The sequence below is a fragment of the Amycolatopsis sp. NPDC031561 genome (genome assembly GCF_055580625.1).
Genome location: NZ_JBVILA010000026.1, coordinates 83,009 through 109,934, shown reverse-complemented (window position 1 = coordinate 109,934; position 26,926 = coordinate 83,009). Strand labels below are relative to the sequence as shown.

At 69.1% G+C, this 26,926-nt stretch carries 33 protein-coding genes; 17 read left to right on the top strand and 16 right to left on the bottom strand.

Annotation, left to right across the window (positions count from 1 at the left end; translation table 11 throughout):
* Nucleotides 1-8: 8 nt before the first annotated feature.
* Nucleotides 9-1,166 carry an epoxide hydrolase family protein gene (locus tag ACZ5IK_RS36695; protein WP_465491866.1) on the top strand — a complete coding sequence of 386 codons (1,158 nt, stop codon included), beginning with the start codon at nt 9-11 and terminating at the stop codon, nt 1,164-1,166.
* Here the strand turns inward: ACZ5IK_RS36695 and ACZ5IK_RS36690 are convergent.
* Nucleotides 1,159-2,205: a winged helix DNA-binding domain-containing protein gene (locus ACZ5IK_RS36690; protein ID WP_465491865.1), complete on the bottom strand. Its 1,047-nt coding sequence runs from the start codon at nt 2,203-2,205 to the stop codon at nt 1,159-1,161. The genes ACZ5IK_RS36695 and ACZ5IK_RS36690 overlap by 8 nt on opposite strands.
* Nucleotides 2,202-3,188, bottom strand: coding sequence for a cation diffusion facilitator family transporter (locus ACZ5IK_RS36685; RefSeq protein ID WP_465491864.1), 987 nt, complete (start codon nt 3,186-3,188; stop codon nt 2,202-2,204). Before ACZ5IK_RS36685 ends, ACZ5IK_RS36690 begins: the two co-directional genes overlap by 4 nt.
* A gap of 76 nt (nt 3,189-3,264) precedes the next feature.
* Between ACZ5IK_RS36685 and ACZ5IK_RS36680 the strand changes: the two genes are divergently transcribed.
* The 3 genes from ACZ5IK_RS36680 to ACZ5IK_RS36670 are packed head-to-tail and all read left to right on the top strand — an operon-like array spanning nt 3,265 to nt 4,652.
* Nucleotides 3,265-3,636: an ArsR/SmtB family transcription factor gene (locus ACZ5IK_RS36680; RefSeq protein WP_007030039.1), complete on the top strand. Its 372-nt coding sequence runs from the start codon at nt 3,265-3,267 to the stop codon at nt 3,634-3,636.
* A gap of 19 nt (nt 3,637-3,655) precedes the next feature.
* Complete coding sequence (locus ACZ5IK_RS36675) at nt 3,656-4,027, top strand: DUF6153 family protein (protein ID WP_465491863.1); 372 nt, start codon at nt 3,656-3,658, stop codon at nt 4,025-4,027.
* Between the two features lie 49 nt (nt 4,028-4,076).
* The gene (locus tag ACZ5IK_RS36670) at nt 4,077-4,652 is read left to right on the top strand and encodes a DUF305 domain-containing protein (protein ID WP_465491862.1); all 576 of its coding nucleotides are present in this window, start codon (nt 4,077-4,079) and stop codon (nt 4,650-4,652) included.
* An 18-nt stretch (nt 4,653-4,670) separates the two neighbouring features.
* Here ACZ5IK_RS36670 and ACZ5IK_RS36665 read toward each other — a convergent pair whose 3' ends face one another.
* Entirely contained in the window at nt 4,671-5,087 is a 417-nt protein-coding gene (locus ACZ5IK_RS36665) for a helix-turn-helix domain-containing protein (RefSeq protein WP_465491861.1), read from the bottom strand.
* Here ACZ5IK_RS36665 and ACZ5IK_RS36660 point away from each other — a divergent pair.
* Nucleotides 5,086-5,784 carry a methyltransferase domain-containing protein gene (locus ACZ5IK_RS36660; protein ID WP_465491860.1) on the top strand — a complete coding sequence of 233 codons (699 nt, stop codon included), beginning with the start codon at nt 5,086-5,088 and terminating at the stop codon, nt 5,782-5,784. The two genes, ACZ5IK_RS36665 and ACZ5IK_RS36660, sit on opposite strands and share 2 nt — an antisense overlap.
* An 83-nt stretch (nt 5,785-5,867) precedes the next feature.
* Nucleotides 5,868-7,058 (top strand): HNH endonuclease signature motif containing protein, encoded by a 1,191-nt coding sequence (locus ACZ5IK_RS36655; protein WP_465491893.1) that lies wholly within the window; start codon nt 5,868-5,870, stop codon nt 7,056-7,058.
* Nucleotides 7,059-7,601: 543 nt separating this feature from the next.
* On the opposite strand, the gene ACZ5IK_RS36650 is transcribed toward ACZ5IK_RS36655, so the two are convergent.
* The 3 genes from ACZ5IK_RS36650 to ACZ5IK_RS36640 all read right to left on the bottom strand — a co-directional run bounded on the left by ACZ5IK_RS36650 (nt 7,602) and on the right by ACZ5IK_RS36640 (nt 11,863).
* Nucleotides 7,602-8,675 (bottom strand): SagB/ThcOx family dehydrogenase, encoded by a 1,074-nt coding sequence (locus ACZ5IK_RS36650; RefSeq protein ID WP_465491859.1) that lies wholly within the window; start codon nt 8,673-8,675, stop codon nt 7,602-7,604.
* Nucleotides 8,676-8,728: 53 nt separating this feature from the next.
* Nucleotides 8,729-8,851 carry a hypothetical protein gene (locus ACZ5IK_RS36645; RefSeq protein WP_465491858.1) on the bottom strand — a complete coding sequence of 41 codons (123 nt, stop codon included), beginning with the start codon at nt 8,849-8,851 and terminating at the stop codon, nt 8,729-8,731.
* Between the two features lie 81 nt (nt 8,852-8,932).
* Nucleotides 8,933-11,863: an AfsR/SARP family transcriptional regulator gene (locus tag ACZ5IK_RS36640; RefSeq protein ID WP_465491857.1), complete on the bottom strand. Its 2,931-nt coding sequence runs from the start codon at nt 11,861-11,863 to the stop codon at nt 8,933-8,935.
* Between the two features lie 462 nt (nt 11,864-12,325).
* On the opposite strand from ACZ5IK_RS36640, the gene ku reads away from it, so the two are divergent.
* Complete coding sequence (gene ku / locus ACZ5IK_RS36635) at nt 12,326-13,225, top strand: non-homologous end joining protein Ku (protein ID WP_101609333.1); 900 nt, start codon at nt 12,326-12,328, stop codon at nt 13,223-13,225.
* Here ku and ACZ5IK_RS36630 read toward each other — a convergent pair.
* Both ACZ5IK_RS36630 and ACZ5IK_RS36625 read right to left on the bottom strand, forming a co-directional pair.
* Entirely contained in the window at nt 13,212-13,850 is a 639-nt protein-coding gene (locus ACZ5IK_RS36630) for a B3/B4 domain-containing protein (protein WP_465491856.1), read from the bottom strand. The two genes, ku and ACZ5IK_RS36630, sit on opposite strands and share 14 nt — an antisense overlap.
* An 11-nt stretch (nt 13,851-13,861) precedes the next feature.
* A complete protein-coding gene (locus ACZ5IK_RS36625; protein WP_465491855.1) occupies nt 13,862-14,473 on the bottom strand; it encodes a LysE family translocator in 612 nt (203 codons plus the stop codon).
* Nucleotides 14,474-14,622: 149 nt separating this feature from the next.
* Between ACZ5IK_RS36625 and ACZ5IK_RS36620 the strand changes: the two genes are divergently transcribed.
* A complete protein-coding gene (locus ACZ5IK_RS36620; protein WP_410665400.1) occupies nt 14,623-15,123 on the top strand; it encodes an ATP-binding protein in 501 nt (166 codons plus the stop codon).
* 116 nt (nt 15,124-15,239) lie between these two features.
* A complete protein-coding gene (locus tag ACZ5IK_RS36615; protein ID WP_101609329.1) occupies nt 15,240-15,446 on the top strand; it encodes a CsbD family protein in 207 nt (68 codons plus the stop codon).
* A gap of 48 nt (nt 15,447-15,494) precedes the next feature.
* Here the strand turns inward: ACZ5IK_RS36615 and ACZ5IK_RS36610 are convergent, their stop codons facing one another.
* The gene (locus ACZ5IK_RS36610) at nt 15,495-16,601 is read right to left on the bottom strand and encodes a cytochrome P450 (RefSeq protein ID WP_465491854.1); all 1,107 of its coding nucleotides are present in this window, start codon (nt 16,599-16,601) and stop codon (nt 15,495-15,497) included.
* Between the two features lie 86 nt (nt 16,602-16,687).
* Here ACZ5IK_RS36610 and ACZ5IK_RS36605 point away from each other — a divergent pair, with 86 nt between their 5' ends.
* From ACZ5IK_RS36605 to ACZ5IK_RS36595, 3 genes are all read left to right on the top strand, one after another.
* Nucleotides 16,688-17,146 (top strand): MarR family winged helix-turn-helix transcriptional regulator, encoded by a 459-nt coding sequence (locus ACZ5IK_RS36605; protein ID WP_465491853.1) that lies wholly within the window; start codon nt 16,688-16,690, stop codon nt 17,144-17,146.
* Between the two features lie 115 nt (nt 17,147-17,261).
* Nucleotides 17,262-17,858 (top strand): ECF RNA polymerase sigma factor SigK, encoded by a 597-nt coding sequence (sigK, locus tag ACZ5IK_RS36600; protein ID WP_465491852.1) that lies wholly within the window; start codon nt 17,262-17,264, stop codon nt 17,856-17,858.
* Complete coding sequence (locus tag ACZ5IK_RS36595; RefSeq protein ID WP_465491851.1) at nt 17,855-18,577, top strand: anti-sigma factor; 723 nt, start codon at nt 17,855-17,857, stop codon at nt 18,575-18,577. Before sigK ends, ACZ5IK_RS36595 begins: the two co-directional genes overlap by 4 nt.
* On the opposite strand, the gene ACZ5IK_RS36590 is transcribed toward ACZ5IK_RS36595, so the two are convergent.
* The 7 genes from ACZ5IK_RS36590 to ACZ5IK_RS36560 all read right to left on the bottom strand — a co-directional run bounded on the left by ACZ5IK_RS36590 (nt 18,574) and on the right by ACZ5IK_RS36560 (nt 22,195).
* The gene (locus ACZ5IK_RS36590; protein ID WP_465491850.1) at nt 18,574-19,509 is read right to left on the bottom strand and encodes an SDR family NAD(P)-dependent oxidoreductase; all 936 of its coding nucleotides are present in this window, start codon (nt 19,507-19,509) and stop codon (nt 18,574-18,576) included. The genes ACZ5IK_RS36595 and ACZ5IK_RS36590 overlap by 4 nt on opposite strands.
* Before the next feature lie 11 nt (nt 19,510-19,520).
* Entirely contained in the window at nt 19,521-19,964 is a 444-nt protein-coding gene (locus ACZ5IK_RS36585) for an ATP-binding protein (RefSeq protein WP_465491849.1), read from the bottom strand.
* A gap of 69 nt (nt 19,965-20,033) precedes the next feature.
* Nucleotides 20,034-20,600 (bottom strand): alkaline shock response membrane anchor protein AmaP, encoded by a 567-nt coding sequence (locus ACZ5IK_RS36580; protein ID WP_465491848.1) that lies wholly within the window; start codon nt 20,598-20,600, stop codon nt 20,034-20,036.
* Entirely contained in the window at nt 20,597-21,124 is a 528-nt protein-coding gene (locus tag ACZ5IK_RS36575; protein WP_465491847.1) for a DUF6286 domain-containing protein, read from the bottom strand. The genes ACZ5IK_RS36580 and ACZ5IK_RS36575 overlap by 4 nt, the downstream gene beginning before the upstream one ends.
* Nucleotides 21,121-21,507, bottom strand: coding sequence for an Asp23/Gls24 family envelope stress response protein (locus tag ACZ5IK_RS36570; protein ID WP_465491846.1), 387 nt, complete (start codon nt 21,505-21,507; stop codon nt 21,121-21,123). The genes ACZ5IK_RS36575 and ACZ5IK_RS36570 overlap by 4 nt, the downstream gene beginning before the upstream one ends.
* Before the next feature lie 5 nt (nt 21,508-21,512).
* Entirely contained in the window at nt 21,513-21,689 is a 177-nt protein-coding gene (locus ACZ5IK_RS36565; RefSeq protein WP_005154991.1) for a hypothetical protein, read from the bottom strand.
* A 41-nt stretch (nt 21,690-21,730) separates the two neighbouring features.
* Nucleotides 21,731-22,195 (bottom strand): Asp23/Gls24 family envelope stress response protein, encoded by a 465-nt coding sequence (locus tag ACZ5IK_RS36560; RefSeq protein WP_465491845.1) that lies wholly within the window; start codon nt 22,193-22,195, stop codon nt 21,731-21,733.
* Between the two features lie 245 nt (nt 22,196-22,440).
* Between ACZ5IK_RS36560 and ACZ5IK_RS36555 the strand changes: the two genes are divergently transcribed.
* The 5 genes from ACZ5IK_RS36555 to ACZ5IK_RS36535 are packed head-to-tail and all read left to right on the top strand — an operon-like array spanning nt 22,441 to nt 26,898.
* Nucleotides 22,441-23,367 (top strand): alpha/beta hydrolase, encoded by a 927-nt coding sequence (locus ACZ5IK_RS36555; protein WP_465491844.1) that lies wholly within the window; start codon nt 22,441-22,443, stop codon nt 23,365-23,367.
* A gap of 16 nt (nt 23,368-23,383) precedes the next feature.
* Nucleotides 23,384-24,139, top strand: coding sequence for a sensor histidine kinase (locus ACZ5IK_RS36550; RefSeq protein WP_465491892.1), 756 nt, complete (start codon nt 23,384-23,386; stop codon nt 24,137-24,139).
* Nucleotides 24,140-24,181: 42 nt separating this feature from the next.
* Nucleotides 24,182-24,964, top strand: coding sequence for an ATP-binding protein (locus tag ACZ5IK_RS36545; RefSeq protein ID WP_465491843.1), 783 nt, complete (start codon nt 24,182-24,184; stop codon nt 24,962-24,964).
* Nucleotides 24,961-25,623 carry a response regulator gene (locus ACZ5IK_RS36540; RefSeq protein ID WP_465491842.1) on the top strand — a complete coding sequence of 221 codons (663 nt, stop codon included), beginning with the start codon at nt 24,961-24,963 and terminating at the stop codon, nt 25,621-25,623. Before ACZ5IK_RS36545 ends, ACZ5IK_RS36540 begins: the two co-directional genes overlap by 4 nt.
* Before the next feature lie 57 nt (nt 25,624-25,680).
* Nucleotides 25,681-26,898 (top strand): alkaline phosphatase, encoded by a 1,218-nt coding sequence (locus ACZ5IK_RS36535; protein ID WP_465491841.1) that lies wholly within the window; start codon nt 25,681-25,683, stop codon nt 26,896-26,898.
* The last annotated feature ends 28 nt before the right edge of the window (nt 26,899-26,926 follow it).

Sequence of the window (26,926 nt, the reverse complement as noted above, 5' to 3'; positions counted from 1 at the left end):
TAGGAGTCATGGAAAACACCGAGATCCGCCCCTTCCTCCTCGACGTCCCCCAGGAGCAGCTGGACGAACTGCACGCGAAGCTCGACAGCGCGCGCTGGCCGGCTCCGCTCCCCGGCGACGGCTGGGACACCGGGGTCCCGGTCGCCTGGCTGCGCGGACTCGCCGAATACTGGCGCGACGGCTACGACTGGCGCGCCGCCGAACGCGAGATCAACCGGTTCCCGCAGTTCACGACGGAGATCGACGGGCAGAACATCCACTTCCTGCACGTCCGCTCGCCCGAAGCCGGCGCGACACCGCTGATCCTCACGCACGGCTGGCCGGGTTCGGTGGTGGAGTTCCTGGACGTCATCGGCCCGCTCACGGACCCGAAGGCGCACGGCGGCGAGAGCCGGGACGCGTTCCATCTCGTGATCCCGTCGCTGCCCGGCTTCGGTTTCTCGGGCCCTGTCTCGGATTCCGGCTGGACGATGCCGCGGATCGGCCGGGCCTGGGCCGAGCTGATGCGCAGGCTCGGCTACGAACGCTACGGCGTGCAGGGCGGCGACCTCGGCGCTTCCGTGTCGCCGGAGGTGGGCCGGGTCGCGCCGGACAAGGTGATCGGAGTGCACGTCAACGGCGGGCTGACGCCGATGCCCCCGATGTCGTTGCCGGAAGAGGAACTCGCCTCGCTCACCGACATCGAACGCGATCGGATCAAGCGGATCGAGGCCTTCATGCAGGAGGAGTTCGGGTACATCTCGATCCAGTCGACGCGGCCACAGACCTTGGGCTACGGGCTGATCGACTCCCCGGTCGCGCAGCTGGCCTGGATCATGGACAAGTTCCGCGAGTGGACGCATCCGCGCCCGACGCTGCCGGAGGAGATCATCGGCAGGGACCGGTTGCTGACCAACGTCATGTTCACCTGGCTCACCGGCACGGCCGCTTCGTCCGCGTACGTCGGGTACGCGCAGGCGGAAACCTGGGGAGCGGTCGAGAAGAACTCCGGCGTGCCGACGGCGGCGCTGATCTTCGCGCACGACGTCGGGATCCGGCGGTACTCGGAGGACGCGCACACGATCGTGCGGTGGACCGACGTCGATCGCGGCGGGCACTTCGCGGCGCTGGAGGAGCCCGAGATCCTGGTCGCGGACGTGCGGGAGTTCTTCCGGTCGCTCAAATGACGATTACGGCCGCTTCCCCGAGGAAACGGCCGTAATCGTCCACTTCGGATTCCAGTCCGGTGACGGCGGACCGCGAAAGCGTGGCGAAGGGTTCGATGACGACCTTCGTCCGCTTCGCGCTCCGTTCGGCGTGCCAGGTTCCGGCGATCCGGCCGTCGACGAGCACGGTGGGCGCGATCATCCCGCCGCCGGAGTTGACGCGCTTCGCATCGGCCGGGTCGAGCAGCAGATCGCGGTCGCGGTAGCCCAGCAGATACGTGTCGAAGGCGCCGAGCAGGCGCGGGGGACACGGGGGAGCGGTCAGATCGGTCTCCGCGAGGGCGAAGCCACTGCCGGAGGGCACGAGATCCAGCGCGCCGAAAGCCTCGCGGCAGAGCCCGAGCGGGAACCCGGACCAGGCGCCGAAGTCCTCGGCCGTCGCGATGCCGTACGCGGTCAGGTACCGGCGGGCGAGTTCCGCCCGCGGGTCGTCCGGGGTGTCGTCCTCGGTGATCCACTCGTCGAGGAGCACGTACGTCGGTTCCGATCCGGCGTCCTGGCCCCGGCAGAGCAAACCGCGGTTGGCCGCGTACGCCAGGAGGTGGGCGGGCGCCTGGGATTTCGCGTCGAGCGCGATGCCTTCGGACGCCAAGCCGTCCAGGATCTCCCGGCGGGTGAGTGCCTTGCCCCGCAAGAGATCCTGGAGGTGTTTCAGCGCGCGCTCGCAGAGTTCGCCGGTGAGGCCCAGTTGCGTTCGGCGTCCCTGGCCGGACTGGGCGTTGCGCGGGCCGAACAGCCGGTTCAGCCAGCGGAGATCCGCCGCCGGGACCAGGTGGAGCGTCTTGCGCATCAGCCAGGTGCGCGCCACTTCGCGGGACGCGTCGACGTCCGGCGCGATCAGGCCCCGGCTGCGGGCCCGGACCGCGAGCCTGGCGGCGGGACTCGACTGCGCTTGGATGGCGGCGAGGGACCGGGTCACGGCGAGCAGGTCGCCGGCGGGGGAATCGAGCCGTTGCGCGCGGGCGCGGACGGCGCGGATGTCGTTGTCGGACAGCGTCACCCGCTGACGATCTCATGAGCGTGCGCCGGTTCTGTGTGCACGACCGCTTCCGCGAGCCGCGGCAGCACTTGGCGCAGGCGTCGCTCGACGTGATGGGCGAGGTGATACGCCTCGGTGACGGTGAGTTCCGCCCCGACCGAAACCGCCAGCTCCGCGCGCAGGCTGTGGCCGATCCAGCGCATCCGCAGATCCCTCGTGCCGAGGACGCCGGGCACCTCGGCGGCCGCGCGTTCGGCGCGATCGACGTCGGCGGGGTCGACGGCGTCCATCAGGCGGCGGAAGACCTCCCTGGCGGCGTCACGCAGGACGAACAGGATCGCGACCGTGATGGCGAGGCCGATGATCGGGTCGGCCAGCGGGAAACCGAAGGCGACCCCGATGGCGCCGAGCACGACCGCGAGTGACGTGAAGCCGTCCGTCCGCGCGTGCAGCCCGTCGGCGACCAGCGCGGCGGACCCGATCTCGCGGCCGACGGTGATCCGGTACCTGGCCACGAGTTCGTTGCCCGCGAAGCCGATGATCCCCGCCGCGGCGACCACCCACAGATGCCGGACCGGACGCGGGTCGAGCAGTCGCTCGATCGACTCGTACCCGGCGAGGAAGGCCGAGGCGGCGATGAGCAGGACGACGAGCACACCGGCGAGGTCTTCGGCCCGCCCGAGCCCGTAGGTGTAGCGGCGGGTGGCCGCGCGGCGGCCGAGCAGGAAGGCGATGCCGAGCGGGACCGCGGTCAGCGCGTCGGCGAAGTTGTGGATCGTGTCGCCGAGCAACGCCACCGAACCGGTGACCAGCACGAGCGCGAGCTGGGCGACGGCGGTGACGAACAGGGCGGCGAACGACCAGATCAGCGTCCGGACACCACGTTTGCTGGTCTCCAGCGCGGTGTCGACGCGGTCGGCGCTGTCGTGGCTGTGCGGGGTCAGCAGATGGCGGAGACGGCTCTTCCCCGGCTTGTGGCCATGACTGTGTCCGTGCCCGGTCATTTCCCCGCCTCACTGTCATGTTATCTGCGCAGTCATGCAGATACGCAGGTAGAAGGGTAACGGGTATCCTCCGGGGATGCACGAGTCGGTTCCGGATTTCGAGATGCCCACCGAGGAACAGGTCCACCTGGCCGCGGAGACGTTCCGGCTGCTCGCCGATCCGACTCGGATCAAGGTCCTCTGGGCGCTTCTGCAGGGCGAGTCCTCGGTCGCCTGTCTCGCGGAACTGGCGGGCGCGGCGCCGACGGCGGTCAGCCAGCATCTCGCGAAACTGCGGCTCGCCGGGCTGGTCAAGGGGCGTCGCGAGGGGACGTTCGTCTACTACTCGGCGGCCAACGACCACGTCCGCGGGCTGCTCGCGCAGGCGTTGTTCCACGCCGATCACATCGACCGCGACATCCCCGCGCTGCATTCGGCGGGGAAACCCCACCGGCCGGCGGCGCGCTGAATCCGGCTACGGTGGGGTCGTGACCCAGTCCTCGTACCCGGCCGCCCTGCGGTGGCTGTTGTTGTGCGTGGTGGCGCTGGGACTGGTCGGCATGCATCACGTCATCGCCGAGACCGGTCACGGCGCGGGGCACTCCGCCGTCGCGATGGCGGATCCCTGTTGCGAGGACACGCCTTCGCACGACGACGGTGGACACAGTGGACTGCACCTGTGTCTCGCGGTGCTCGCCGCGGCCGTGCTGATGATCGTCACCTGGCTGCTCGTCCGAAGTGGACGGACCAGGGTGACGTGGAGTTCGCGGCAGGGTGGCGGTTCGGCGCCTGGGCGTGATCCGCCGCGCTGGAGACCGGTTCTCCGGCGATTGTCCTTCCTCTGCGTGCTGCGGGTGTGACAGGCGAGCACGTCTCGCCCTGCCCGACACTTACTTTGAGGAAGAAACCATGACCAGCGGGAAACTGGTCGGGGCGGCGCTCGCCGCCCTGGCCTCCTTCGTCGTGCTCACCGGATGCGCCAGTTCCGACACCGCCTCCAATGGGCACGCCATGTCCACGATGAACGTGCCGAACCCGCAGCAGGCGGGGCACAACGAGGCCGACGTCGCCTTCGCGCAAGGGATGATCCCGCACCACGAACAGGCGCTCGCGATGGCGAAACTCGTCGACGGACGTACTCGCAACGCGAAGGTCGTCGATCTCGCCGCGAGGATCCAGAAGGCGCAGGACCCGGAGATCCAGCAGTTGAACGGATTGCTGAAAGGCTGGGGAGCGACGCCTTCGGGCGGGCACTCCGGGCACGGCATGATGGCCGATGACGATCTGGCGAAACTCGGCAAAGCCAAGGACGCAGCCTTCGACAAGCAGTGGCTGGAAATGATGGTCAAGCATCACGAGGGTGCGCTCGCGATGGCGAAGACCGCGCTGCAGCAGGGCAGCGACGTCGAGGTCAAAGCCTTGGCACAGAAGGTGATCGACGGTCAGCAGGCCGAGATCACCGAGATGCGGGCACTGCTCGGCTGAGTAAGACGGTGGCGCGGGTCAGCCGGCCCGCGCCACCGCCGCCCGGAAGTGCGCGCACTGGGTGAAATCCTCGTGCTCGCACCCGAGGGCACAGTCGATGATCGCGAGCGAAGCCTGCGCGGCCGCGATGCGTCGCGTGAGTTCTTCCTTGTGACGCCTGAGAACCTCGTCCCGCGCTCCGGGCTCCTGAAACATCTCGCGGATGCCGTCGAGGCTGAGTCCCGCCTCCTTCGAGCGCACGATGACCGCTATCCGGGACAAATCGGCGTCGTCATATCGACGCCTGTCGCCGTCCCGCGCGGGCTTGAGGAGGCCGACGGATTCCCAATGGCGCAGGACATGCGTCGCCAGGCCGAAGCGCTCCGCGACCTCGCCGACGCTCAAGGTGCTTGACTTCATGTCGTCATTAAGTCGGACGATCACGGCTATGTCCATGCTGCAGCGGCTCGATGCCGCCGATGCCCTGCCGGGAGCCGCCGAACTGCGGGCCCGGACCTACGAACTGCTCCGGCTCGAGCCCGGCTCCGCGGTGATCGACGTCGGCTGCGGCGCCGGACTGGCCGTGTCCGAGCTGTCTTCGCGAGGATTCCGCGCCGTCGGTGTCGACCTTTCTCCCGAGATGGTCGAGGAGGCTCGACGGCGGTCTCCTGAGGGGGACTTTCGGGTCGGAGACGCTTACGCGCTGCCCGTGGACGGCGGGTTCGCGGGATACCGGGCGGACAAGGTGTTCCACGAACTGGCGGAGCCGGAGCGCGCTCTCGCGGAGGCGCGGCGGGTTCTGGTTCCGGGTGGGCGGATCGTGCTGTCCGGGCACGACTGGGAGGCGCTGGTGATCGATTCCGTTCATCCGGCGCTGACCCGGGAGATCGTGCGGGCCCGTGCTTCGGCGATCGCCGCGCCCCGGGCGGCGCGTGGGTTTCGGAGGTTGCTCGTGGGGAGCGGGTTTCGCGAGGTTTCGGTGGAAGGGGTTGTCGGATTCCTTGGCGGGGAGGCTTTTGTTCGCGGTTTGGCGGAGGTGGCTGTTGGGATGGGGGCAGTTTCCTTTGAGGAGGGGGAGATTTGGTTGGGGAAGCAGGTTTCGGGTGGGGGTTTTGTTGCGGTGCCGCAGTTCTTGGCTTGTGGGGTGCTTTGAGGAGCCGTTGCTCGGTGCTTCCGGTTCCGGAATTGTCGGTGGCCGGTTGTAGGTTCTTGATCGTGGTTACTGCTGAAGCCTTTGTGGCTCCCTTGAAGGACATTCCTGATCCTCGCACGTTGGGTGATGAGGAGTGTGTGGCGTTGGCGCAGGCTGTGTCGGCTGATATCGCACGGTTGGATGCGGTGCGGTTTCGGGCGTTGGCTCAGTTGTCTCGGCATCGTGAGGGTGCGCGGAGTGTGGTGCAGGAGGTTGCTTTCGCGTTGTCTGTTGTGGACGGTCATGCGGGTGCGATGGTCGCCGCGGCGGAGGCGTTGACCACTCGGCTGCCCCGGACTCTGGGTTTGATGGACCAGGGGAAGGTGAGTGGTTTCGGGGCGATGAAAGTCGCGGCGGCGACGGCGTGGCTATCCGACGAGGACGCTCTCGCTGCCGATGCGTTGTTGGAGGATCGGTTGCCGGGGAAGAATTCGGATCAGATCCGGAAGGCTGCGGGTCATGCGGCGATCACGGTGGACCGTGAGGGTGCGGGCAGGCGTGCCGAGCGGCATCGCGGCGGGCGCCGGTTGACGATGCGGCACGGTGAGACGGGGGTGGCGTCGATCGAGGTCGAGGACGGCCCGGTGGAGAAGGTGACCGCCGCTTATATACGGATCGACCGGGAGGCTCGGGCACTCAAGACCGGGGACGAAACCCGCACTCTGGATCAGCTCCGTGCGGATGTGGCGCTCGATTTGCTGTTGGGTGGTCGGGGTGGCAAGGCCGAACGGGCGGAAGTGTTTCTGTACATGGATTTGTTCACGTATCTGGGGGTGAAGGATGATCCTGCGGAGCTGGCGGGGCATGGGCACATTCCTGCCTCGCTGGCGCGGGAGATCGCGGCTGGGTCGGAGACGGTGCTGCGGCGGATCATCACTGATCCGTTGTCCGGGCAGGTGCTGGATTTGGGTCGGGATCGGTATCGGCCGTCGGCGGGCCAGGGTGAGTTTGTTCGGGTGCGGGATCGTGAGTGCCGAAGACCGGGATGTCACCGTCCCGCGCAGGCCTGCGATCTCGACCACTCGGTGCCATGGGAGTTCGGCGGGCATACCGATGCCTCCGACCTCATCGACCTGTGCCGTCGTGATCACCGGCTGAAGGATGAGCCTGGGTGGATCTACCGGCTCGCGGCTGATGGCACCTTGACGATCACCACGCCTACTGGGCAGTCCTATGACAGTGCGCCGCCACCGCTGCACGAACCCCGCCCGGCTGACGAACCACCGCCGTTCTGAGCCGTCGCCGCGAAACGGCTATGCCTGAGGCTTGGGTAGAGGCTCCCTTCCGGCGGCGACCCGACTCGGCACCATTGCCGAAAAGTGGCTACGGCCTGGTGGAGTATGAGCCTCCGTGGGACCGCGTGGTGGTGACTGGCGGACGTGCCATTGGTCGGTGAACCGCCGCCGTTCCGGTCGTTTGCCGCTGAGTGGCTATGTCCTGCCCTAGTAGAGCCGTCAGTCGAAGCTCCGCAGTGGCGACTGGCATTGTCACAACCCGACGCCGCACCCTGGCGACCCGGCGCCATTGCCGAGAAACGGCTACGGCCTGGTCTTGGGTGCGAGCCTCCGCGGGCCGCGTAGTGGTGGCTGGCAACCGTCTTCGGTCGCCGTTCCGGGCCGTTGCCGCTGAGTGGCTACGGCTTGGCCATGAGCGGAGCCTTCCGCGCGAAGGTGTGGAGGCGACTGGCGTCGCCACGACCCGACGCCGCACCCAACCACCCTCAACAAAGCCATCGCCAAAAAACGACCACAAGCAGCGCGACCGACAGGGCGCAAACCTCACAAGCGGGTGCCGACCACCGACATGCCGAGCACCAGTTCGTTCGCCGGGTCGCAGCCGAGGAGGTCCTCGACCAGTTCGTCGCGAAGTGCCGCGGTGAAGGTGACGTTCAGCCCGAGTGCGGTCGCCAGCAGGTACACGGTCTGGCTGAGATGTCCGACGTCCATCAGCAGCACTCGATAAGTCCGGCTCACCGGGTACTTCCACTGGTTCCGTTCGATGACGCTGGTGTAGATCAGCAGCGCGCCGGCGTTCCCGGTCCAGTGCTGGTCGCCGGCGAGCGCGACGAGTTCGTCGTCGTCGATCTTGCCGTCCAGTGGGGTGAGCCCGTGCCGGAATCCGTCGTAGTGGTAGATCCCCCGATCCAGGCCCTCGACGTTCCTCGCGTAGACGTACACCTCCGTCGGATGCCTCGCTCCGCCCGACGGGCTCGTCTTGAAGACGTTGCCGGTGGCCGGGATGTCGGGATGCGTTTCCGGCCTTGTCGGCCGGGCTGCGGTAAGGAGCGCGCTCAAATCCCTTAGCCGCAAGGGTTCTTCGCCGAACTCGCGGGTGCTTCTGCGCTGGTTCAGCGCGTCGCCGAGCCCGATCGCGTTCAGTGGTTCCGGCGAGGGTTCGGGCAGCGATATCGCTTCGTACTCGCCCGATGGCCTCACCGGAGAAGGCGGAGGACTCGCCTTCGCCTTCTCCAGCAAGGTTCTCGCGGTCGTTTCGCTGGTCGTGAACTCGGTCTCACGCAAGGACCGGGTGCCGAAGTGAAACGCCCGCGCGGACGTTCCCCAAGGACCCCAATCCCGAAGGATCTCTTCTTCTCGCTGCTGACGGGAAGAACCTTTGACCACCAGCACGTCGTACCGGATCATCGCCCGCGCGATTCGCACGAGTCTTTCCCCGGTCTCGGGGTTTTCGCCCGCTTCGCGGATCGATTCCGGTTCTCGCCAAGAACTGAACCATCGCAGGACGCGTTCGGTTCCTTCGGCGAGTTTGAGCTGGCGGTGCCCCAGGTGGTCGTCCCAGACGACGTCACCATCGGACCAATAGAGCGTTCCGCAAGTGGAAACCCTTACCAGCATCGAATGTCTTGCGCCCCAGTCCCCAGTAATACTTACCGAATACGTCAGGTCATTCAGCGTCGCGAACGGAAAGGAGGCCCGCCGTTCGGCGGCGGCTCGAACCCGCCCCAGGTGCTCTGTGCCTTGTACTCGGCTTCAAGCTCGTACAAGAACTCGTCGTCGTCATCATCGTGCATGCGCCCGATCCTCTCCGTGAGCGGTTACTCCGGTCAAGTGAATATACCTACGCCAACAGAGTACCGGAGAGGAACGGCAAATTACGCCGAGTAATCAGCCAAGTGCTGTTTGAGTTCGTGCACCTCGGGGGACTCCGAAACGCCGAGATCGGTGTACAACCGCAAAGCGAACCGTCGATGACGTTCCGCATTCAGATGCTTACCGAGAATGTCGAAAGCAGTCGCCATCTCCTTGTGGGCGATGGGGAGCATGCTGCGATTCCCGGTCGATTCGAGCACTTCGACCGCGGTGGTGAACTGGCCGACCGCGAGTGCGGCGTCGCCGAGTTCGCGCGAATTGATCCCGAGCGCCAGAAAGCATTCCGCCTCGAGATCGGGCGATTCGTTCTCGTGTGCCAGTCTGAGTGCCTGGTCGAGTTCCGCGGCGGCTTCCGGATATCGCCTGTTCTCGGTGTGGATCAGCCCGATGCGGTGCCTGGCGCGGGCTTCGATGAGCACGCTGCCGTGGGCATGGGCGGTCTCGCGTACCCAGCCGAGGTGTTCGATCGCCTCGTCCGACTCGCCCTTGAGCCAGTGGGTGACGCCCGAATTGCCCCTCGCCCGGCACTGCATCCGGACGTCGCCGGTGGTCGAGGCCAGTTCGAACACCTCGTTGAACAGCCGGTTCGCTTCGGTGAACTCGTTGAGCCGCCACAGGGTCAGCGCGTACATGTGCAGGGCCTGGTACTCGAGGACCACGTTCCCGGTCACCCGCGCGGCGGACAGGGCGAGGGTCTCCAGCTCCCTGGCCTGGCGGTAATAGCCGCGGTTGTCGAAGTAACGCCACACCGCCGAGCAGAAGGGCACGAGGTCCGAGTAGTGCTGGTGGTTGTTCATCGCGACGGCCACCGGCAGGACGTTCTGCCACTGGGCGTCCATCCAGTGCGCGGCCTGGTCGTAGTCCGCGAAGGACTGTCCGAACTCGCTCTTCGGGACTTCGAGGCCGCCCGGCTCCTCTTCGGAATCCGGGTCGATGAAGTCCATCGCGGCCGCGACGGTGCTGCGGTAGTAGTCGAACAGCCGCCGCATCATCGCTTCACGCTGGTGTTCGGGTTCCTCCGCGAGCAGGAGTTCCCGGCCGTAGCTGCGGAGGAGGTCGTGCATCTCGTACCGGTCCATCGACGGCTGCCGCAGCAGGTTCACGTCGACGAGGCGTTCGGCGAGGCGGCGGGCCTCGCCGAGGTCCACTTCCGCCAAGGCCGCCGTCGAGTGGAGATCGAACGCGGCGCCGGGATGATGGCTCAACCGCCGGAACACCCGGCGTTCGGCTTCGGTCAAGTTCAGATAGGACACTCGGAACGCGCCCGCGACGTCGCGTTCCCCGGCGGTGAGCTCGCCGAACCGGTTCCGTTCGTCGCGCAGCTGCCGGGCGACGAAGTCGAGCGTCCAGGACGCTCGCGCCCGCAGCCGGCTCGCCGTGACGGCGAGCGCGAGCGGGAGATCGCCGCACAGGCTCGCGACCCTGTCGGCCGCGTCGGGGGATTCCCGCTTCAGCCGGGACGGCCCGACGATCCGGCCGAGCAGGTCCACCGCGTCCGCCCGGCTGAACGGCTCCAGGGAGAGCAGTTCGGCGCCGTCGAGGTCCGCGAGCCGGGTCCGGCTGGTGATCAGCACGCAACAGCTCGCCGAACCGGGCAGCAGCGGGCCGACCTGAGTGGCCCCGATGGCGTTGTCCAGCACCAGGAGCACGCGTTTGCCCGCGAGGCAGCTGCGGAACAACGCCGCGCGCTGCCCGGTCCCGGCGGGGATGTCCGAACCCTGGATGCCGAGCGACCGCAGCAGCGCCTCCAGCGCGGTCGCCGGGTCGACGGGATCACCCGCCGGCGAGAAGCCTTCGAGGTTCACGAAGAGCTGCCCGTCGGGGAACAGCGGGGCGAGCCGGTGCGCGGCGTGGACGGCCAGCGCGGTCTTGCCGACACCGGGCATGCCGTCGATCGCGATCAGCCTCGGCCCCGCCGAGGATTCGTCCTGGCCGATTTCGAGGACCGTCCGCAGTTCGGCCGCGCGACCGCCGAACGCGGGCAGGTCGGCGGGAAGCTGCGCGGGGCGGGGGAACAGCGCCTTCTGCGCGTTCGCGTCCTCGCGTCGCCCGCCGGTGTCCATTCCGGCCCGGAGCCCGCCGACGCCGTACCGGACGAGCGCGCCGTCTTCCACCAGCTCGGCGTCGGTGCGCAGGATCTGCTGGTGGAGCGCGCTCAGCTCGGCGCTCGGGTCGACGCCCAGTTCCTCGGCGAGCGCGGTCCTGGTCCGGTCGAAAGCGCGGAGCGCGTCGGCGCCGCGGCCCGCCCGGTAGAGCGCCAGCATGGTGAGGACCTGGAGGGTTTCCCGGGTGGGATGCCAGGCGGCGAGATCGAACGCCTCGCGGGCCGCCGCTTCGGTCTCGCCGAGCCGGAGCCTGGCGCCGATCAGGAGTTCACAGGCGGCGAGGCGTTCTTCGTCGAGCCGTCGAGCCGTCTGCTCGATGGCATCGCCCTCGAGACCGTCGAAGGCCGGGCCACGCCAGAGCGCGATCGCCTCCGCGAGTTTGACCGCGGCTTGGGAGAGCAGCCCGGCGGCCAGGAGTTCGGCGCCCTGGCGGTAGTCCGCTTCGAACCGGGCCGAGTCGAGCGAGGCGCTGCTGATCACGACACGGTAGGCGGAGCCGGTGGTGACCACCGCGGACCGCGCCACGCCGAGATCGTGCCGCAGTCGCGCGATCGCGTTGCTGACCTGGCGGACCGCGGTTTTCGGCGGCCTTTCCGGCCACATCGTGCCGATCAGGTACGACACCGGGACCAGCCTGCCCGCGTTGATCAGCAGGGAGGCGAGGAGGCGCTGTTCACGGCGTCCGCCCAGCCGGACGGGGACGCCGTCGACCTCGGCTTCGAGCGGGCCGAGTACGGAGAAACTGAGCTGGGATCGCTGGCCGGGGTGTCTCGGATCGCCGGCCGTCTCGGGCGATCCCGCCGATTCAGATAAACGATCGGCGGTCATATGCGACTATGTCGTCCGAGACCGTGAGCGTGCTCACGCACTACCTCCCAGTCCGTTCGCCAGGTGTCCGGCACCCTAACCCACTCCAGCCGGATCAGCGCGGGTTCGCCTTGCTGCATTCGGCCTAACAGGCGGGCGGGTTCCTGCTTCGAAACCGGTCTGATTCTACGCCCGGCAGCCCCTGAACTGCGCGGATACCAGCCAGTGGCGAGCCGATGTAATTCCGATGCAGGGCCTTGGAAAGCTGAAGACATCAGCTGGCGGATCGGCGCGACGGGGCAGCGCGCCGAACCGCGTAGGGGCTCCGCGGCGGTTGGCCTTCGTACTGGGGGTGGCCAACCGCCCTGGTAGCCCCCTTTTTGTGCTGTCCGGTGTGAGCCGGTGGTGCCGCGTTCAGCCTCTGACCAGGTGTGATCGGCCGCCATTCCGGGTATCAGCGGGGTGGAGGAGAGGAGTGCGCCCATGCGCCCGGTCTGGAGTGGTTCGCTTTCGCTCGGTCTGGTGACGGTCCCGGTCCGGCTGTACAGCGCGGTCGAGGACCACACGGTGCATTTCCGCCAGTTCCAGCGCGGCACCGAGGACCGCATCCGGTACCGCCGCGTGAACGAGCGCACCGGCAAGGAAGTCGACTACGACGACATCGTCAAGGGTTACGAGCTCGACAGTGGCGAGTACGTGGTCGTCGAATCCGACGAACTCGACGAGATCGCCCCAGGCCGGTCGAAGTCGCTCGACATCGAGAGCTTCGTCGAGCTGGACGCCATCGACCCGATGTTCTTCGACAAGACGTACTGGCTCGCGCCCGCGAAAGAGGAGTTCGAACGTCCGTACGCGCTGCTGCTCGAAGCGATGCGTTCGTCGGGCAGGGCCGGGATCGCGAAGTTCGTCATGCGCGGCCGCGAGTACCTGGCGCTCGTCCGGTCGGGTGCGGGTGTCATGGTGCTCAACACCCTGCACTTCGCCGCCGACCTGCGGGATCCCGCCGAACAGCTGCCGGACCTGCCCGCCAAGGCCAAGGCGCGCGGCAAAGAACTCGACATGGCCGTCAACCTGATCGACGCGATGAGCGACGACTGGCGGCCCGAGGAGTACCGCGACACCTACACCGATCGCGTGCGGAAGCTGATCAAGGCCAAGAAGAAGGGCAAGACCATCACGCCCGCCACCGAACCGGGTGAGCCGACGAAGGTCGTCGACCTGTTCGAGGCGCTTTCGAAGAGCGTGGAGAGCGGGAAGGCCAAGAAGAAGGACCTCTCCTCGTTGTCGAAGGCGGACCTGGACAAGCTGGCGCGGGAGCGCGACATCAAGGGACGCTCGAAGATGACGCGCGCCAAGCTGGAAAAGGCGCTCAAGGCTTCGTGAATCCCGCGAGTTCGCCCGCGATGGCCTCGATCAGCAGCCGGACGTCCTCGGCGGCCGTCGCGTGCAGCCCCTCCGAAACGATCAGCACGTCGGACGTCGTGGCGGAGACCGCGGAGTGCCCGCTCTGCCGGTTCGTCCACCGCCGAGCGTGGGCCTGACCGTCTTCGTCGGCGAAGATCACCTCGCCCGGGTTCGGATGCTCGACAGTGCCCGCGAAGGTCACGTATTTCTCGTCGCCCCGAGCGTGGCGCACTTCGAGCGAGCCGCTGATCTTCGCGACGTCGAGCACCGCGACCGGGATGGCGTAGGCGACCGAAATCGCGTTGCAGAGGTCGATCACCGGGTGGATCCGGGGGAGCACGCCCTCTTTCCGCAGCCGGCGCAGCAGGGACTCCGACGCGCAGCGGTACTGCGTCGGCTTCAGGCCCATCTTGGCGAACGCCCGGCGCCAGGCCTGGATCTCGGGGAACTCCGATTCCGGGCCGTCCGCGAGCCGTCGCGTCGCCCGCGCGATGAACTTGTCGAGGTCGACGGGCAGTTCCGGGGTGATACCGGTGGCCTGGAGTGTGCCGACGGCGAGGCCGGGGTGCTCGGCGCGGACGTCGGGATGGTGCTGGAGTCGCATACGAGACCTGTCTACTGGGTGGTGAACGCGAGTTTGGCGCCGAGCGCGGCGAAGGAACCGGCGAAGATCCGCCGCATCCAGGCGAGGACGCGCGGCCGGGAGATCACGTGGTGGCGCACGCCGGCGGCGAGGACGCCGTACAGGCTGAACACCACGAACGTCGCCAGCATGAACACCCCGCTCAGCAGCAGCATCCGGGGGACGGAACCGGGTTCGCCCGCCGGGACGAACTGGGGCAGGAACGCGAAGAAGAACAGCGTCAGCTTCGGGTTCAGGACGTTGATCAGCACGCCGGAGGTGATCGTCCGCAGCGCCGACTTGGACTCGGGATCGCCTTCGACGACGATCGCTTCCCGGTCCTTCAGCGTCGCCCACGCCATGTAGAGCAGGTAGGCCACTCCGAGGTATTTGATGATTTCGAACGCCACCGCGCTCGCGTGCAGCAGCGCCGCGAGGCCGGTGATCGCGGCGACCATGTGCGGGATGATCCCGAGGGTGCAGGCGGTCGCGGCGATGACGCTCGCGCGTCTCCCGCGGGCCAGCCCGGCGGACAAGGTGTAGACCACGCCGGTGCCGGGCGTGGCGACCACGACCAGCGTGGTGATCAGGAAGGCGATGCTCACGCCGACCACTCTGCGCGCCCTTTGGTCCGATGAACAGGACCAAAGCCGTGTCACTCCGCTGGACCAAAGGCTTGGGCGAGGCGGCCTGACGCCGTCACCGGATGGAGTGGCATGATGCACGCTCGCACGTCGACGAGGAAGGCCTTGGTTTGAGCGCGCGCACCTCCCAGGTGGACGATCTCCGGCTGGTGGCACAACCGAATGCCGTTTTGTGCTCCGAGCTCTTCGTCCGTCTCATCTTGTCGGATTGGTCCTTGCGGCCGTTGCTCGATCAGGCGAAGACCGCCGCCGCCAGACTGGTGGGCGCGCTCGTCGACGCGGCCGATCCGAAGGAGCCGCCGTTCCTGACGCTGAGATTGCGGCTGCGGTCGGACGTGCTGGTCATCGAGGTCGACCACGAGCTGGCCGGGCTCCCCGCGCCGACGCCCGCGCCCGGTGAGCGGACCGGCGTGGCGCCGGGCGAGACCGGTGGCGTGACCACCTGGTGCGAGCTGCCGCTGCCCGGTGGCCTGTCCGCCGGACAGGTGCAGTTGCCGCGGCGGGGCGACCGCCGGACCCTGGTGGACGAACCCGTTTCCGGTGAGCCCGTCGGCGCCGATCCCGAGGTCCTGGAACGGCTTTTGTCGCGGTTGAGCGGCTGGTCGGGCTGATCCTGGCGCACGGCGTGAGCGTGATCACCCGTCCGTGCGCATGACGAATCCCGATCTTGGGTTGTCCTTCCCTTGTACGGCGCACGATCCGGGCGCCACGGACGGAGGAGGACCCGATGTCGTTGGGCGACAAGATCAGCAACAAGGCCGAAGAGCTCGGCGGTAAGGCCAAGGAGACCGCCGGTGACGCCACCGGCAACGAGGACCTGCGCGCGGAAGGCCAGGCGGACCAGGCGAAGGCCGGTCTCAAGGGCGCCGTCGAAAACGTGAAGGACGCCGTCGGCGACGCCGCGGACAAGCTCCGCGACACGTTCAAGAAGTAGCGGACCCTTCCGGGCCGGGGCAGCGGATTTCCGCTCCCCGGCCCGTCTTCATCCGTGCAGGAGCACCGGCAGGCCGGTGAGCCGCGTGCCCTGGATGCCGCCGAGGAACGTCTGCCGGAGTTCGGCGTAGGGCACGGCGAGCCGGGCCCGGGGGAAGTCCGCGCGCAGGACCGTCGCCACCGCCCGCAGTTCGAGCTGCGCGAGCTGGGCGCCGACGCAGAAATGCGGACCCGCGCCGAAAGTCAGGTCCGGGCCCGGTTCCCTGGCCGGATCGGTGTTGATGCCCTGGATGTCGACGAGCACCGGGGCCCCGGCGGGAAGCCGGATCCCGGCGAGGTCGATCTCCGTGGTGGTGAACCGCCAGAGGGTGAACGGCGCGGGCGGATGCACCCGGAGGGTTTCGCGGACCAGGTGGCCCTCGGGGGTGGTGTCGCCGTCGAGGAGCCGCGCGATCAGGAAGCCGATCGACGCGTCGGTGGTCAGCTGCCCGGCGAAGATCAATCCGAACAGGTGATACCGCAGGTCGTTCTCGGACGTCCCGGGCGGGAGGTTGTCGCGCAGTTCCGTCGCGAGCCCGGTCCGGTTCGGCGTCAGTCCCGCGGCGGCGAGGTCCGCGAGCGCGGCGATGGCCTTGCCCTGCGCGCCCGGCTCGGGGTCGGACATGCGGCGGCAGGCGTCGACGGCCGCGTCGAGCAGGTGGAGCGGGATACCGAGCAGATCCAGCAGCACGGTGAGCGGGAAGCGGGTGGAGAAGCCGTCCATGAGGTCGACGGTTCCGCCGCCGAGGTTCGTCAGCAGGACACGCGCGATGTGGTGGATCCGGTCCGACTGCGCCTGGATCCGTTTGGCGCTCAGGAGTGGAGCGTGCGCTCGCCGCAGGCCGGTGTGGTCCGGGCCGTCCAGCGTGGTGAGGGACGGCTGTTCGGCGGCGGTCTGTTCGAGTCCGGTCCAGTTCTCGGGGGCCAGCGCGGGATCCTTGGCGATACGCGGGTCCGACAGGACCTCTCGGGCCAGCTTCTCGTCGGTCACGATCCACGCCTTGCCGCCCGACGGCGCGGCCACTTCGACGAGGGGACCGGCGGCGCGCAGCGCGGGGCGGACGGGGTCGGGCTCGGTGATACCGCGGGTCGTCGCGGCGAACGGGTCGGGGAGCAAGACAACTCCTTCATGAGAAAGTAGCTTCACCATGAAGGTATATTCGAGGCCGGTAGGTTGTCAAAGCACTTACTCGAGGAGGTTCGGTGGAGGATCGGGTCACGTCGTTGTTGGACGGCCTCCGGAGCTTCGGGGCGAACTACACCGAGTTCACCCGGCGTTTCGCGGACTGGCTCGGCCTGCACGCCACCGACGCCGCCGCGCTGGTCGAGATCCTCTACGCCGAAGACACCGGTTCGCCGCTTTCCCCGGCCCGCCTCGGTGAACGCATCTCGCTGACCTCCGGTGCGACCACGAACCTGCTGAACCGCCTGGAGAACCTCGGTTACGTGGTGCGGACCCGGGAGAACGCCGACCGGCGGATGGTGACCTTGCGCAGCGGACCCGACATCCAGGCGCCCGCGCGGGAGTTCTTCGGCCCGTTCAGCGCGGGGCTCGCGGCACTGGTGGCGCAGTACCCGGCGGAGGAGATCGAGCGGTTCGAGGCCTTCCTGCGGCATCTGAAGTCCACAATGGACGACGTACTCGATCAGCAAGGGATCTAGGCCCCGTTCGGGTCAGTTTCGTCACCCGACCAGTCCGTCACGCCACCGGCACCGAATCCCTTCCAGACGCCATGGAACCGCGTAGCCGGGCGTCGGGTGAGGTGGAGGCAGCTTGATGGTCGAGGGTGTGCGCACGAGTCTGCGCGAAAACGGCGGCACCGGAGCGGAGCCTGCCGAGTCGAGCCTGATGCAGCGGGTCGCGGCCGGCGACGAACAGGCGTTCGCCGATCTGTACGACGTCGTGGCGGGACCGGTGTGGGGAGTGGTGAACAGAGTCGTCCGCAACGCCACGTTCGCCGAGGAAGTGACCCAGGAGGTCCTGGTGGAGGTGTGGCGGACGGCGGCCCGGTTCAAACCGGGCAAGGGGAGCACGCTGGCCTGGGTGCTCACCATCGCGCACCGGCGGGCCGTGGACCGGGTGCGTTCGCATCAGGCCGCGCTCGACCGGGACGACCGCGCGGGCAGGCTCGATTTCCGGCGCCCGTTCGACGAGGTCGCCGAGTCGACGATCGCCAATCTGGAGCAGCAGCGGGTGCGCCAATGCCTGTCCGCGCTGACCGACCTGCAACGGGAATCGGTCGTGCTGGCTTATTACAACGGGTACACCTATCCGGAAGTCGCGGAAGTGCTCAAAACCGCGCCCGGCACGGTGAAGACCCGCATCCGCGACGGACTGATCCGGTTGCGCGACTGCTTGGGGGTGGGGCAATGACGGCGGAACTGCACACACTGACCGGGGCTTACGCCTTGGACGCCGTCCCGGAGGAGGAGGCCGCGGCGTTCAAGCGGCATCTCCGGGGCTGCTCCGCGTGCGGCCAGGAGGTCCGGGAACTCCGGGAGACCGCGGCGCGGCTCGGGGCATCGCTCGCCGTCGTGCCACCGCCGAGGCTGAGGGAATCGACCCTCACGCAGGTCTCTCAGACCCGCCAATGGCCACCGCTGGTCGCGGCCGTGCGGCGGGCCCAGCCCGCGAAGAAGCAGCCGGTGCGGATAGCCCTGTGGGGTGCCGCGGCGGCCGCAGTCGGGGCACTGGTGTTCGGCCTGGTCACCACGACCACCGAGCCGGGGGCCGATCCCGCGCAGCAGCAGCTCGCCTCGGTGAACTCCGTGCTCACCGCGCCCGACGCCTCGACGGTGAAGGGCGCTGAACGTGGGACGACCACGGTGGTGACTTCGCTGAGCCAGGGCAAGGTCGTCGTGCTGGCGGGTGATCTCCCGCCGCTGGCGCCGGGCAAGGCGTATCAGGTCTGGCTCATCGGGGCGAGCGGCGTGCATTCGGCCGGGTTGCTGGCGCAGGACGGTCCACATCGGACTCGTCCGGTCCTCGCGGATCTGCCGGGAGGGATCGACCGGGTCGGCATCACCGCGGAACCCGCCGGGGGTTCGCGGACGCCGTCCACCCCGGCCGTCGCGATGATCCCGCTCGCTTAGGAACCGGTCAGCCGCCCGCAGGCCTGCCAGAGTTCCTGGCGCTGCGCGGCGGTTTCCCGGGTCTTGCCGAGGTAGTGCGTCGGCCGCTGGACGCGGTCGTGCCAGAACATCCCGTTGTACCGGCCCGGTTCCTCGGCCGCGGCGAGCCAGACGAAGGTGTCGGCGCCCTGCTCGGGGGACCGCAGGATCGGCCGGGTCAGTTTCTGGAACGTCGGCAGGGAGGTCGCGACACCGGGGGTGTCGGCCCAGCCGGGATGGGCGCTGTGCACGGTGACCGTGGAGCCGTCCAGTTCGTCCGCCCAGAGTTCGGCGAGAACGACCTGCATCCGTTTGGTGCGCGCGTATCCGGCGGCGGGCTTGTACTCGCCCTGGAGGTACTGGAGGTCGTCGGTGCGCAGGGGCTGGCCGTACATCCCGCCCGAGCTGACCCAGATCACCCGGGCGCCGTCGGCGAACTTCGGCCGGAGCGACCCGGTGAGGAGATGCGGGCCGAGCACATGCGTGGCCAGCATGACTTCGTTGCCCTCGGCCGTTTCGGTGCGCTCGGCAGGCATCAAGCCGGCGTTGTGGATCAGGATGTCGACCTCGCCGTCGAGATTCTTGGCGTAGTCGCGCACGGACGAGATCAGGCTGACGTCGCACTGGTCGACGACGATCCGCGCGCCGGGTGCGGCCCGCTCGATCTCGGCGCGGGCGGCCTCGCCGTCACCGCGGACCGCGATCCGCACGGTCGCGCCCAGCTTCGCCAGCCCGATGGCGGTCGCCTTGCCCAGGCCCGCTTTCGCGCCGGTCACCACGGCGACCTTGCCCGCGAGCGCGTCCGGTGCCGGGTCCTCCGGCCACCACCGCCTGCGCAGGAAGTGGCCGACGCTGCTGTAGCCGAGCAGGGTCCGGTCGAGCACGGTGTCGGCGGCCCGGGTCACGGTGGACATGCGGGTACTCCTCATCGCTCGTAGTACATCTGCGCGGGAACCAGCGCCCAGACCGCTTTCCCGGTCCGCTCGGTCCGGAAACCCCATTCGAGGGAAAGCTGACCGACAAGGCGGAGACCGAAGTGGGCCGTGGCGGGGGCGGAGCGCAAGGCATCCAGCCCCGGATCATCGTCGGAGACTTCGACCAAGAAGCGGCGGACCTGCCGGACGACGCGCAACTCGCCTGGTCCGTCCGTGTGCCGGTAGGCGTTGCTCACCAGCTCGTCGACCACCAGCAGCAGGGCGCCGAGCGGTTCGTCCTTGCCCCGGCCGAAGCCCAGGTGATCGGCGACCACGGAGCGGATCCGGCGCAGTTCCGGGAGGTTTCGCAGGTCGATGGTGACTTCCGCGGCGCAGGCGATCCGGCGGCACAGCCGGTCGAGTTCCGCTTCCAGTTCCGCTTGGCCACCGTTCACCGCACCCAGCTCCCCTCACCGAACACCTCTCACAGGGGTGTTCGGTGCCGACGGCGTCGCGGACGGGTGCTAATGGATGCGGGGACCGGCCTTGGCGGAGAACCGGAATTCGATGGTCACCGGGAGTTCGCCGAGATCCAGCGCCTGGCGCAGCCGCGGCAGGCCCTCCTCGGCGATCCGCTCGCGGATGGCGGCCAGATCGCCGTCCTGCTCGGCGCTCAGCACCACGGCCAGGACCGGCGCGTCCTGGGTGCCGCCCAGCGTGGCGTGCGCGGCGTGGACGCCGGGATAGGTCGCGACCTCCGCGGCGAACGGTTCCACCGCGGTGCTCGCGGCCAGCGCGGTCTGGCCCGCGTCCTGGTCGAAGCGCCAGGTGCGGGACTTGGGTTTGCGGACGGGCTGCGCGACGAGCCAGCGCAGGGTCAGCAGTCCGACGACCACCGCGCCCCCGGCGACGGCGTACCAGGCCCAGCCGGGCGGTGTGGCCGTGCCGGGCACGAGCGTGGTGCCGGGCTGGAGCAGGGGGATCCTGCCGAAATGGGTGCCGACGGCGAACACACCGCCGGCGAGCAGCACGAGGCCCGTCAGCACCAGGAGGGTGCGGTTCAGGCGGGCGGGACGGTTGAGATCGGTCATGACGCGCTCCTGGTGGCCTTGACCCGGACACGCACGGCGGGAACGGTCGCGGGGCCGATCTGGGAGAGGCGGTGCTCGATGGCGGCGCGGACGGCGTCGGCGAGACCCGCGGTGTTCGTCCGCCCGGTGGTCACCACCGAGACGATCCCGCGCCGCTTGATCTTCAGCCTCGCCGCCGAAACACCATCCACAGTGGACGCGGCGGTGCGAAGCGTCGACCGGTAGCTGCGCCGTGAGGCACCGGAGTCCGTGCCGCCTTCCAGCGGCAGCACGGTCGGCCTGCCCGGGACGATCGCGCTCACCAGGAGCAGCAGGCCGATCAGTGCGACCACCCCACCGGCGATCGCGGGCAGTGGATCACTCCATCGGGTGTCGTGCAGCGCGGACGCGACGGCGTCGTAGCTGACCCACGGTTTCTCCCCGATGATCGTCTGGACCGCGACGGCGGCGGCCAGGACGCAGCCCGCCAGCACCACGAGGGCGACCAGCACGGCCGGGACGCTGCGGCGGGGGCGCCGTTTCATCGGACCCTCCTCGTTTCGGTTTCCCCTGAATGCAGGGCCGTGACGGTGATGTCGACCCTCGTGACGGTCAGGCCCGAGAGCGCGCCGACGCGGAGGATCAGGTGCTCCCGCGCGGTTTCGGTGGTGGCGCGGACCGAAAGCGGGTACTTCACCGACAGCCGGACGTCCAAGGTGGCCGTCGTGGCGGTGACGTTCGCGCTCACCTTGGCGCCCTGGTCGAGGTCTTCACCGCCGACCGCGATCCCGAGCACCCGGGAGGCCGCGCCGCCGATGCCGTCGAGTTCGGTGATCGCCCGTGCGGCGATCCGTTCCACGGCACCGGCGGCCACGGTCAGCCCGCCGCGCCCGTCCGTTTCCGGCGCGGCGGGTGTCATGGTCGTCATGGCGCTCAGCCCCTGTCGCGGCCGGCCAGGGCCGAGAGGTCGAGCTTGCCGTCGAGGAACCGGCCGACCAGCAGGCCGAGGACGGCGAGGACGAGCACGACGAGGAAGGCGCCGAAGCCGCCGAACGCGCCGGCCACGCCGAGCACGAGACCGGTCAACAGGCCGAGATGGGTGGCGTTCATGAACGTTCTCCTTGCTGTGGGGCGCGGACCGGCGCCGGTGGTCACTGGACGCGGCCGGATTCGGTCTGCTCGTCGGTGTCGTCGTCGCCCGGGATGTACACGTCGGACACGTTGATGTTGACCTCGACGACCTCGAGCCCGGTCATCTGCTCGACGGCGCCGATCACGTTGCGGCGCACCGACTTGGCGAGATCCGCGATCGCGACGCCGTATTCGACGACGATCTGCAGGTCGACCGCGGCCTGGCGCTCGCCGACCTCGACGGAGACACCCTGCCCGGCGGACGCGGTGGCGCCCGGGATGCGCTCGCGCAACGCGTTGAACGCCCGCACGGCGCCGCCGCCCAGCGCGTGGACGCCGGTGATCTCACGGGTCGCGAGGCCCGCGACCTTCTGCACGACGGTGTCGGCGATCGTGGTCACGCCCTGGCTGGAGACGAGCGCGCCGTTCTCGGCGGGGGCGGCGGAGTTCGAGTTCGGCTTGGCGGTGGTGGCGGTGTTCGTCATCGCGATCTCCTCGGTTCGGATTCCGTTGCCTGTGGCGGAAGTTCTTCACTTCCACACTCCATAGACCCAGCGGAGCCAAGATCGTCACGACCCGATCGTGTGGTCTGGATCTCATCGTTCCTGGGTATGTCTTTCGGTCTAGTCCTCATGGCCGACGAAGGCACGGACTTTCAGCCTGTCGAGGGTCGTGCGAGGAGGTGGCGCCGGGGTTGGATCGTCCGGTGCCCCGAAAGCAGGAGTTCCGAGTGAGCTGGAAGTGCGTGATGCTGTCCGTCGCGCTGGTCGCCGGATGTACGACGTCGCAAGGGAGCCCGGCGCCGGTGACCAAAGTGGACGAACCCGAGCACCAGGCGGCGCTGGCGTCGTTCTACCGGCAGACCCTCGACTGGCGGCCGTGCGACGCCTTCCGGTGCGCGAAGCTGACCGTGCCGTCGGATTACCGGCGACCGGACGGGCCGAAGTTCACCCTGCCGTTGATCAAAGCCGCGGCGACCAGGCCGGAGGGACGGCTCGGCACGCTCGTCGCGGGAGCGGGCGGCCCCGGCCAATCCGGGGTCGCCATGGTCAAGGACGTCGCAGGCACCTGGCCCGCCTCGGTCCGGGAACGGTTCGACCTGGTCGGCTTCGATCCCCGGGGCATCGGCGGCAGCGAACCGCGGATCCGGTGCGAAACCGAGGGCGAACCCACGTCGAAGGCGCCCGAGGGCCTGCCGTTGATCGGCGCCGCGGTCCCGAAAACGCGGCAATACGCCGAGGCGTGCCTGAAGGGGACCGGGGAGGACGTGCTGCGGCACCTGGGCACCGACGACGTCGTCAGCGACCTCGACGTCCTGCGCGTGGTCACCGGCCAGGAAAAGCTGAACTACCTCGGGTACTCCTATGGGACGCGGATCGGGCAGTTGTACGCCGCGACGGTGCCGTCCCGGACGATCCGCGCCGACGGCGCCCCGCCCATCCTGCTCGTCGGGACCACCAAGGACGCCGCGACTCCGTATGGCTGGTCCAGGCACCTGGCGGGCAGCCTCAAGTCGGCGGTGCTGCTGTCCAATGAGGACGTCGGGCACGCCGTCTACGGCAGTGGATCGTCCTGTGTGGACGAAGGTGTCAGCCGGTACCTGGTCGACTTGACGATTCCCGCCGCCCCGGCCCGCTGCGCCACCGGGTCCGTGTGATGCTGGGAGCGTGAAGATGGTCGACCGGCGGCTCGTCACCGTGCTCGCCGAGGTGCTCCTCGCCGGCTTCGTCGCGGGCGTGACGATCTTCCTCGCCGATCTGCTGCCCGCCTGGGGCTGGCCGGAAGTGTTCTACCCGTCGGCGCCGGTGCTGACCGCGGTGATCGCCTGCGCCGTCGTGCTCATGCTGGCGCGCCGCCGGTTCGCGGTGGTCGCGCTGCTCGCCGCGACGGTGCTGTTCGGGCTGTTCCCCGCCACCGGCGTCGCCCTCGCGGTCATCGCGCACACGGCGGGGACCAGGGGGCGGCGGTGGCCGCTGTTCGGCCTCGCCGCACTGCTCCCGGCCGTGGTCGTGCTGCTCACCCAGCCCGCCTTCCGCTGGCAGTACGTCCTCGTGGTGATCGCCGTCTCGACGGTGTCGTGCCTCGTCTTGCCCGCGCTGGTCGGCGCGATGCAGGCGCAGCAGTCCCGGCTGGTGGTGGCGTTGCGGGAGCGGGCGGAATCCCTCGCGGAAGCCCGTCAGGTGACCAGGGAGCGGGCGCGGCTGGAGGAACGTTCGCGCATCGCCGAGGAGATGCACGACCAGCTCGGGCACCGGCTCAGCCTCATCACGATGTTCTCGGGCGCGCTGGAGGTCGCCGCCGAGGGCAAGGATCCGGAGCTGCGGCAGGCCGCTCGGCACGTCCGGACGACGGCGAAGGTCGCGCTCGAAGAACTGCGGCAGTCCCTCGGCATCCTGCGGCCGGGCGGGGAACCGGCGGAGCCCGCGTAGGCCACCGACGCCGCCGGGACCGAGGCCGACATCGCCGATCTGGTGGCGTCGTCGCGCGATGCCGGCCTCGACGTGACGTTCGACTGGGCCGGGCCCGACCTCGACGGGGTCCGGCCGCCGGTCCGCCGGGCCGTGCACCGCGTGGTGCGGGAAGCGCTGACCAACGTCCACAAGCACGCCGCCGCCGCGTCGGTCACCGTCGTCGTCGACCACGGCCCCGAGCTGGTGAAGATCGTGGTGCGCAATGGCGCGGAGCCGGTCGAGGGGGAGCGGCTGCCCGGTACCGGCCGCGGGCTGGTCGGCCTGCGCGAACGTGTCCGTCTCCTCGGCGGCACGTTCACGGCCGGGCCGGACCCGGACGGCGGCTTCGCGGTCACGGCCGATCTACCGAAGCGGGCGGACGCGCCTCTCGCCGAAGAGGAGGCCGAGGAACCGCAGGTCGCGGACACGGAGAGACGACCGGGCCGGATCCTGTCCGGCCTGATGCTGACGACCGGACTGGCCGCCGTCGCCGCGCTGCTGCTGACGACGCTGGCCTTCGTGCCACCGCTCACGCCCGCCGACCACGAAGATCCACTCGCCAGTGTCAAGATCGGGATGACACAGGAGGAGGTCGAGGCCTGGTTCGGCCCGAACGAACCCTCGGCGCATGCCGCCGCGCGGGACCGGGAGCCGCCGGTCCCCGAGGACACCTACTGCGTTTACACCCCGGCCGACGATCCGCCCGACGCCGAAACCGCCGCGATCCTCCGGTTCTGCTTCGGCGACGGCGGACTGGTGGAGAAGACCTGGTTCGAGGTCCCCGTACCGAAAGAGACGCGATGATCCGGGTCCTGCTCGCCGACGACGAACCGCTGCTCCGCGCCGGTGCGCGGCTCCTGCTGGACCAGGCGGGCGACATCGACGTCGTGGCCGAGGCGTCCGACGGCGCGGAGGCGATCGACGTCGTCCGGCGGATGTCCGTGGACGTCGCGCTGATGGACATCAGGATGCCCAGGGTGGACGGGCTCGCCGCGGTGGAGGAGCTCGGCCGGATCGCGCCGGAGGTGCGGGTCATCATGCTCACCACGTTCGGGGACGAGGCCTACGTGGCCAGGGCCCTGCGCGCGGGAGCGGCCGGTTTCCTGCTCAAGGACACCGATCCGGCGCAACTCATCCAAGCCGTGCGGTCCGCGTCCACCGGCGACGCGGTGCTGTCGCCCCGGATCGCGAAGCAGGTCATCGACCGGTTCCGCGACACCGACGCGACCAACGCGGACACCGTCGCGCGGGCCAGGCAGCGGATCGACGCGCTGACCGCCCGCGAACGCGACGTCCTGGTGCGGGTGGGGCGGGGACTGGGCAACGCGGAGATCGCGGGGGAACTGCGGTTGTCGAGCGGAACGGTGAAGATCCACGTCAGCCACATTCTCGCGAAACTCGGCTGCGCGAACCGCGTCCAGGCCGCGATCCTCGCGCATGACGCGGGAATCCTTCGCCGCTGACCCTCGCCTTCCCGCGACTTCTCTGTTAGGAAAGGTTCCTAACTAACGGGAGGCGATGTGCGCGGACGTGGTCTGGCGGCGGCGACGGTTCTGGTGGTCCTGTGCGGTGGCTCGGGCGCCATCGCGGAGACGACGACGGCGGGATCCGGGGCGCGGGTGGCGCGCAACATCATCTACATCCAGGGCGACGGCCTCGGGCTGGGGCAGCGCGACCTGCTCCGGCTGGCACTCAAGGGCAAACGCGGCGAACTGGCGATGGACGGGCTCGCGACCACCGGTCTCGTGCGGACGTCGTCGGATGATCCCGACGAGATCGTCACCGACTCGGCCGCGGCGGCTACCGCCTTGGCGACCGGGCACAAGACGCGCAACGGCGCCGTCGGCGTGGACGTCCACGGACGTCCGCTGGAAACCATCCTCGAACGGGCGAAACGGGCAGGGAAGTCGACCGGACTGGTGACCACCGCGCAGGTGACGGGCGCCTCGCCGGCGGCGTTCGCGGCGCACGTGCCGAGCCGGGATTCGCAGAGCGACATCGCGAAGCAGTACATCGAAAGCAGCCGTCCGGACGTCCTGCTCGGCGGCGGTGAGGACTGGTGGTACCCGAAGGGGAATCCCGGTCTGTGGCCGGACAAACCGGGGGAGGAGAGCCGCAGCCCGTACGGCAACCTGGTCGAACGCGCGCAGCGAACGGGCTACACCTACGTGCGTGACGGCGACGAACTGCGGAACACGCGGGCGAACCGGATCCTCGGCCTGTTCGCGAACGAGGACATGGTCGACTACGGCCCGGACGGCGTCGGGAAGTACGCGCCGCGGGTGCCGCTCCAGCAGATGGCTCGCAAGGCACTGGACACGCTGTCGAAGAACCCGCGAGGCTTCTTCCTCTTCCTGGAGGAAGAAGGAACCGACGGGATGTCGCACGAGAACAACGCGCACGGCGTGATCGACGCCGGCCGCGCGCTCGACGCCACGATCGCCGAGGTCATGCGGTTCGTCCGCACGCACCCCGACACGCTGGTGATCATCGGCGGCGACCACGAGACCGGCGGGCTGAGCATCGAGAACTACGACGACTCCGACACCGACCCTGACCAGGACGGTCCGTTCGACGTACCCGGCTCGAAGCTCCAGTTCACTGTGGACTGGACGACGCACGACCACACCGGCGCCGACACCCCTGTCACCGCCGAAGGCCCCGGCGCCGCCCGGTTGGGTGGCACCGTCGAGAACACCGACGTCTACTGGGTGATGCGGACCGCAAGCGGGTCCTGAGCCGAAAAAAGGCCACCTCCGTCGCCGG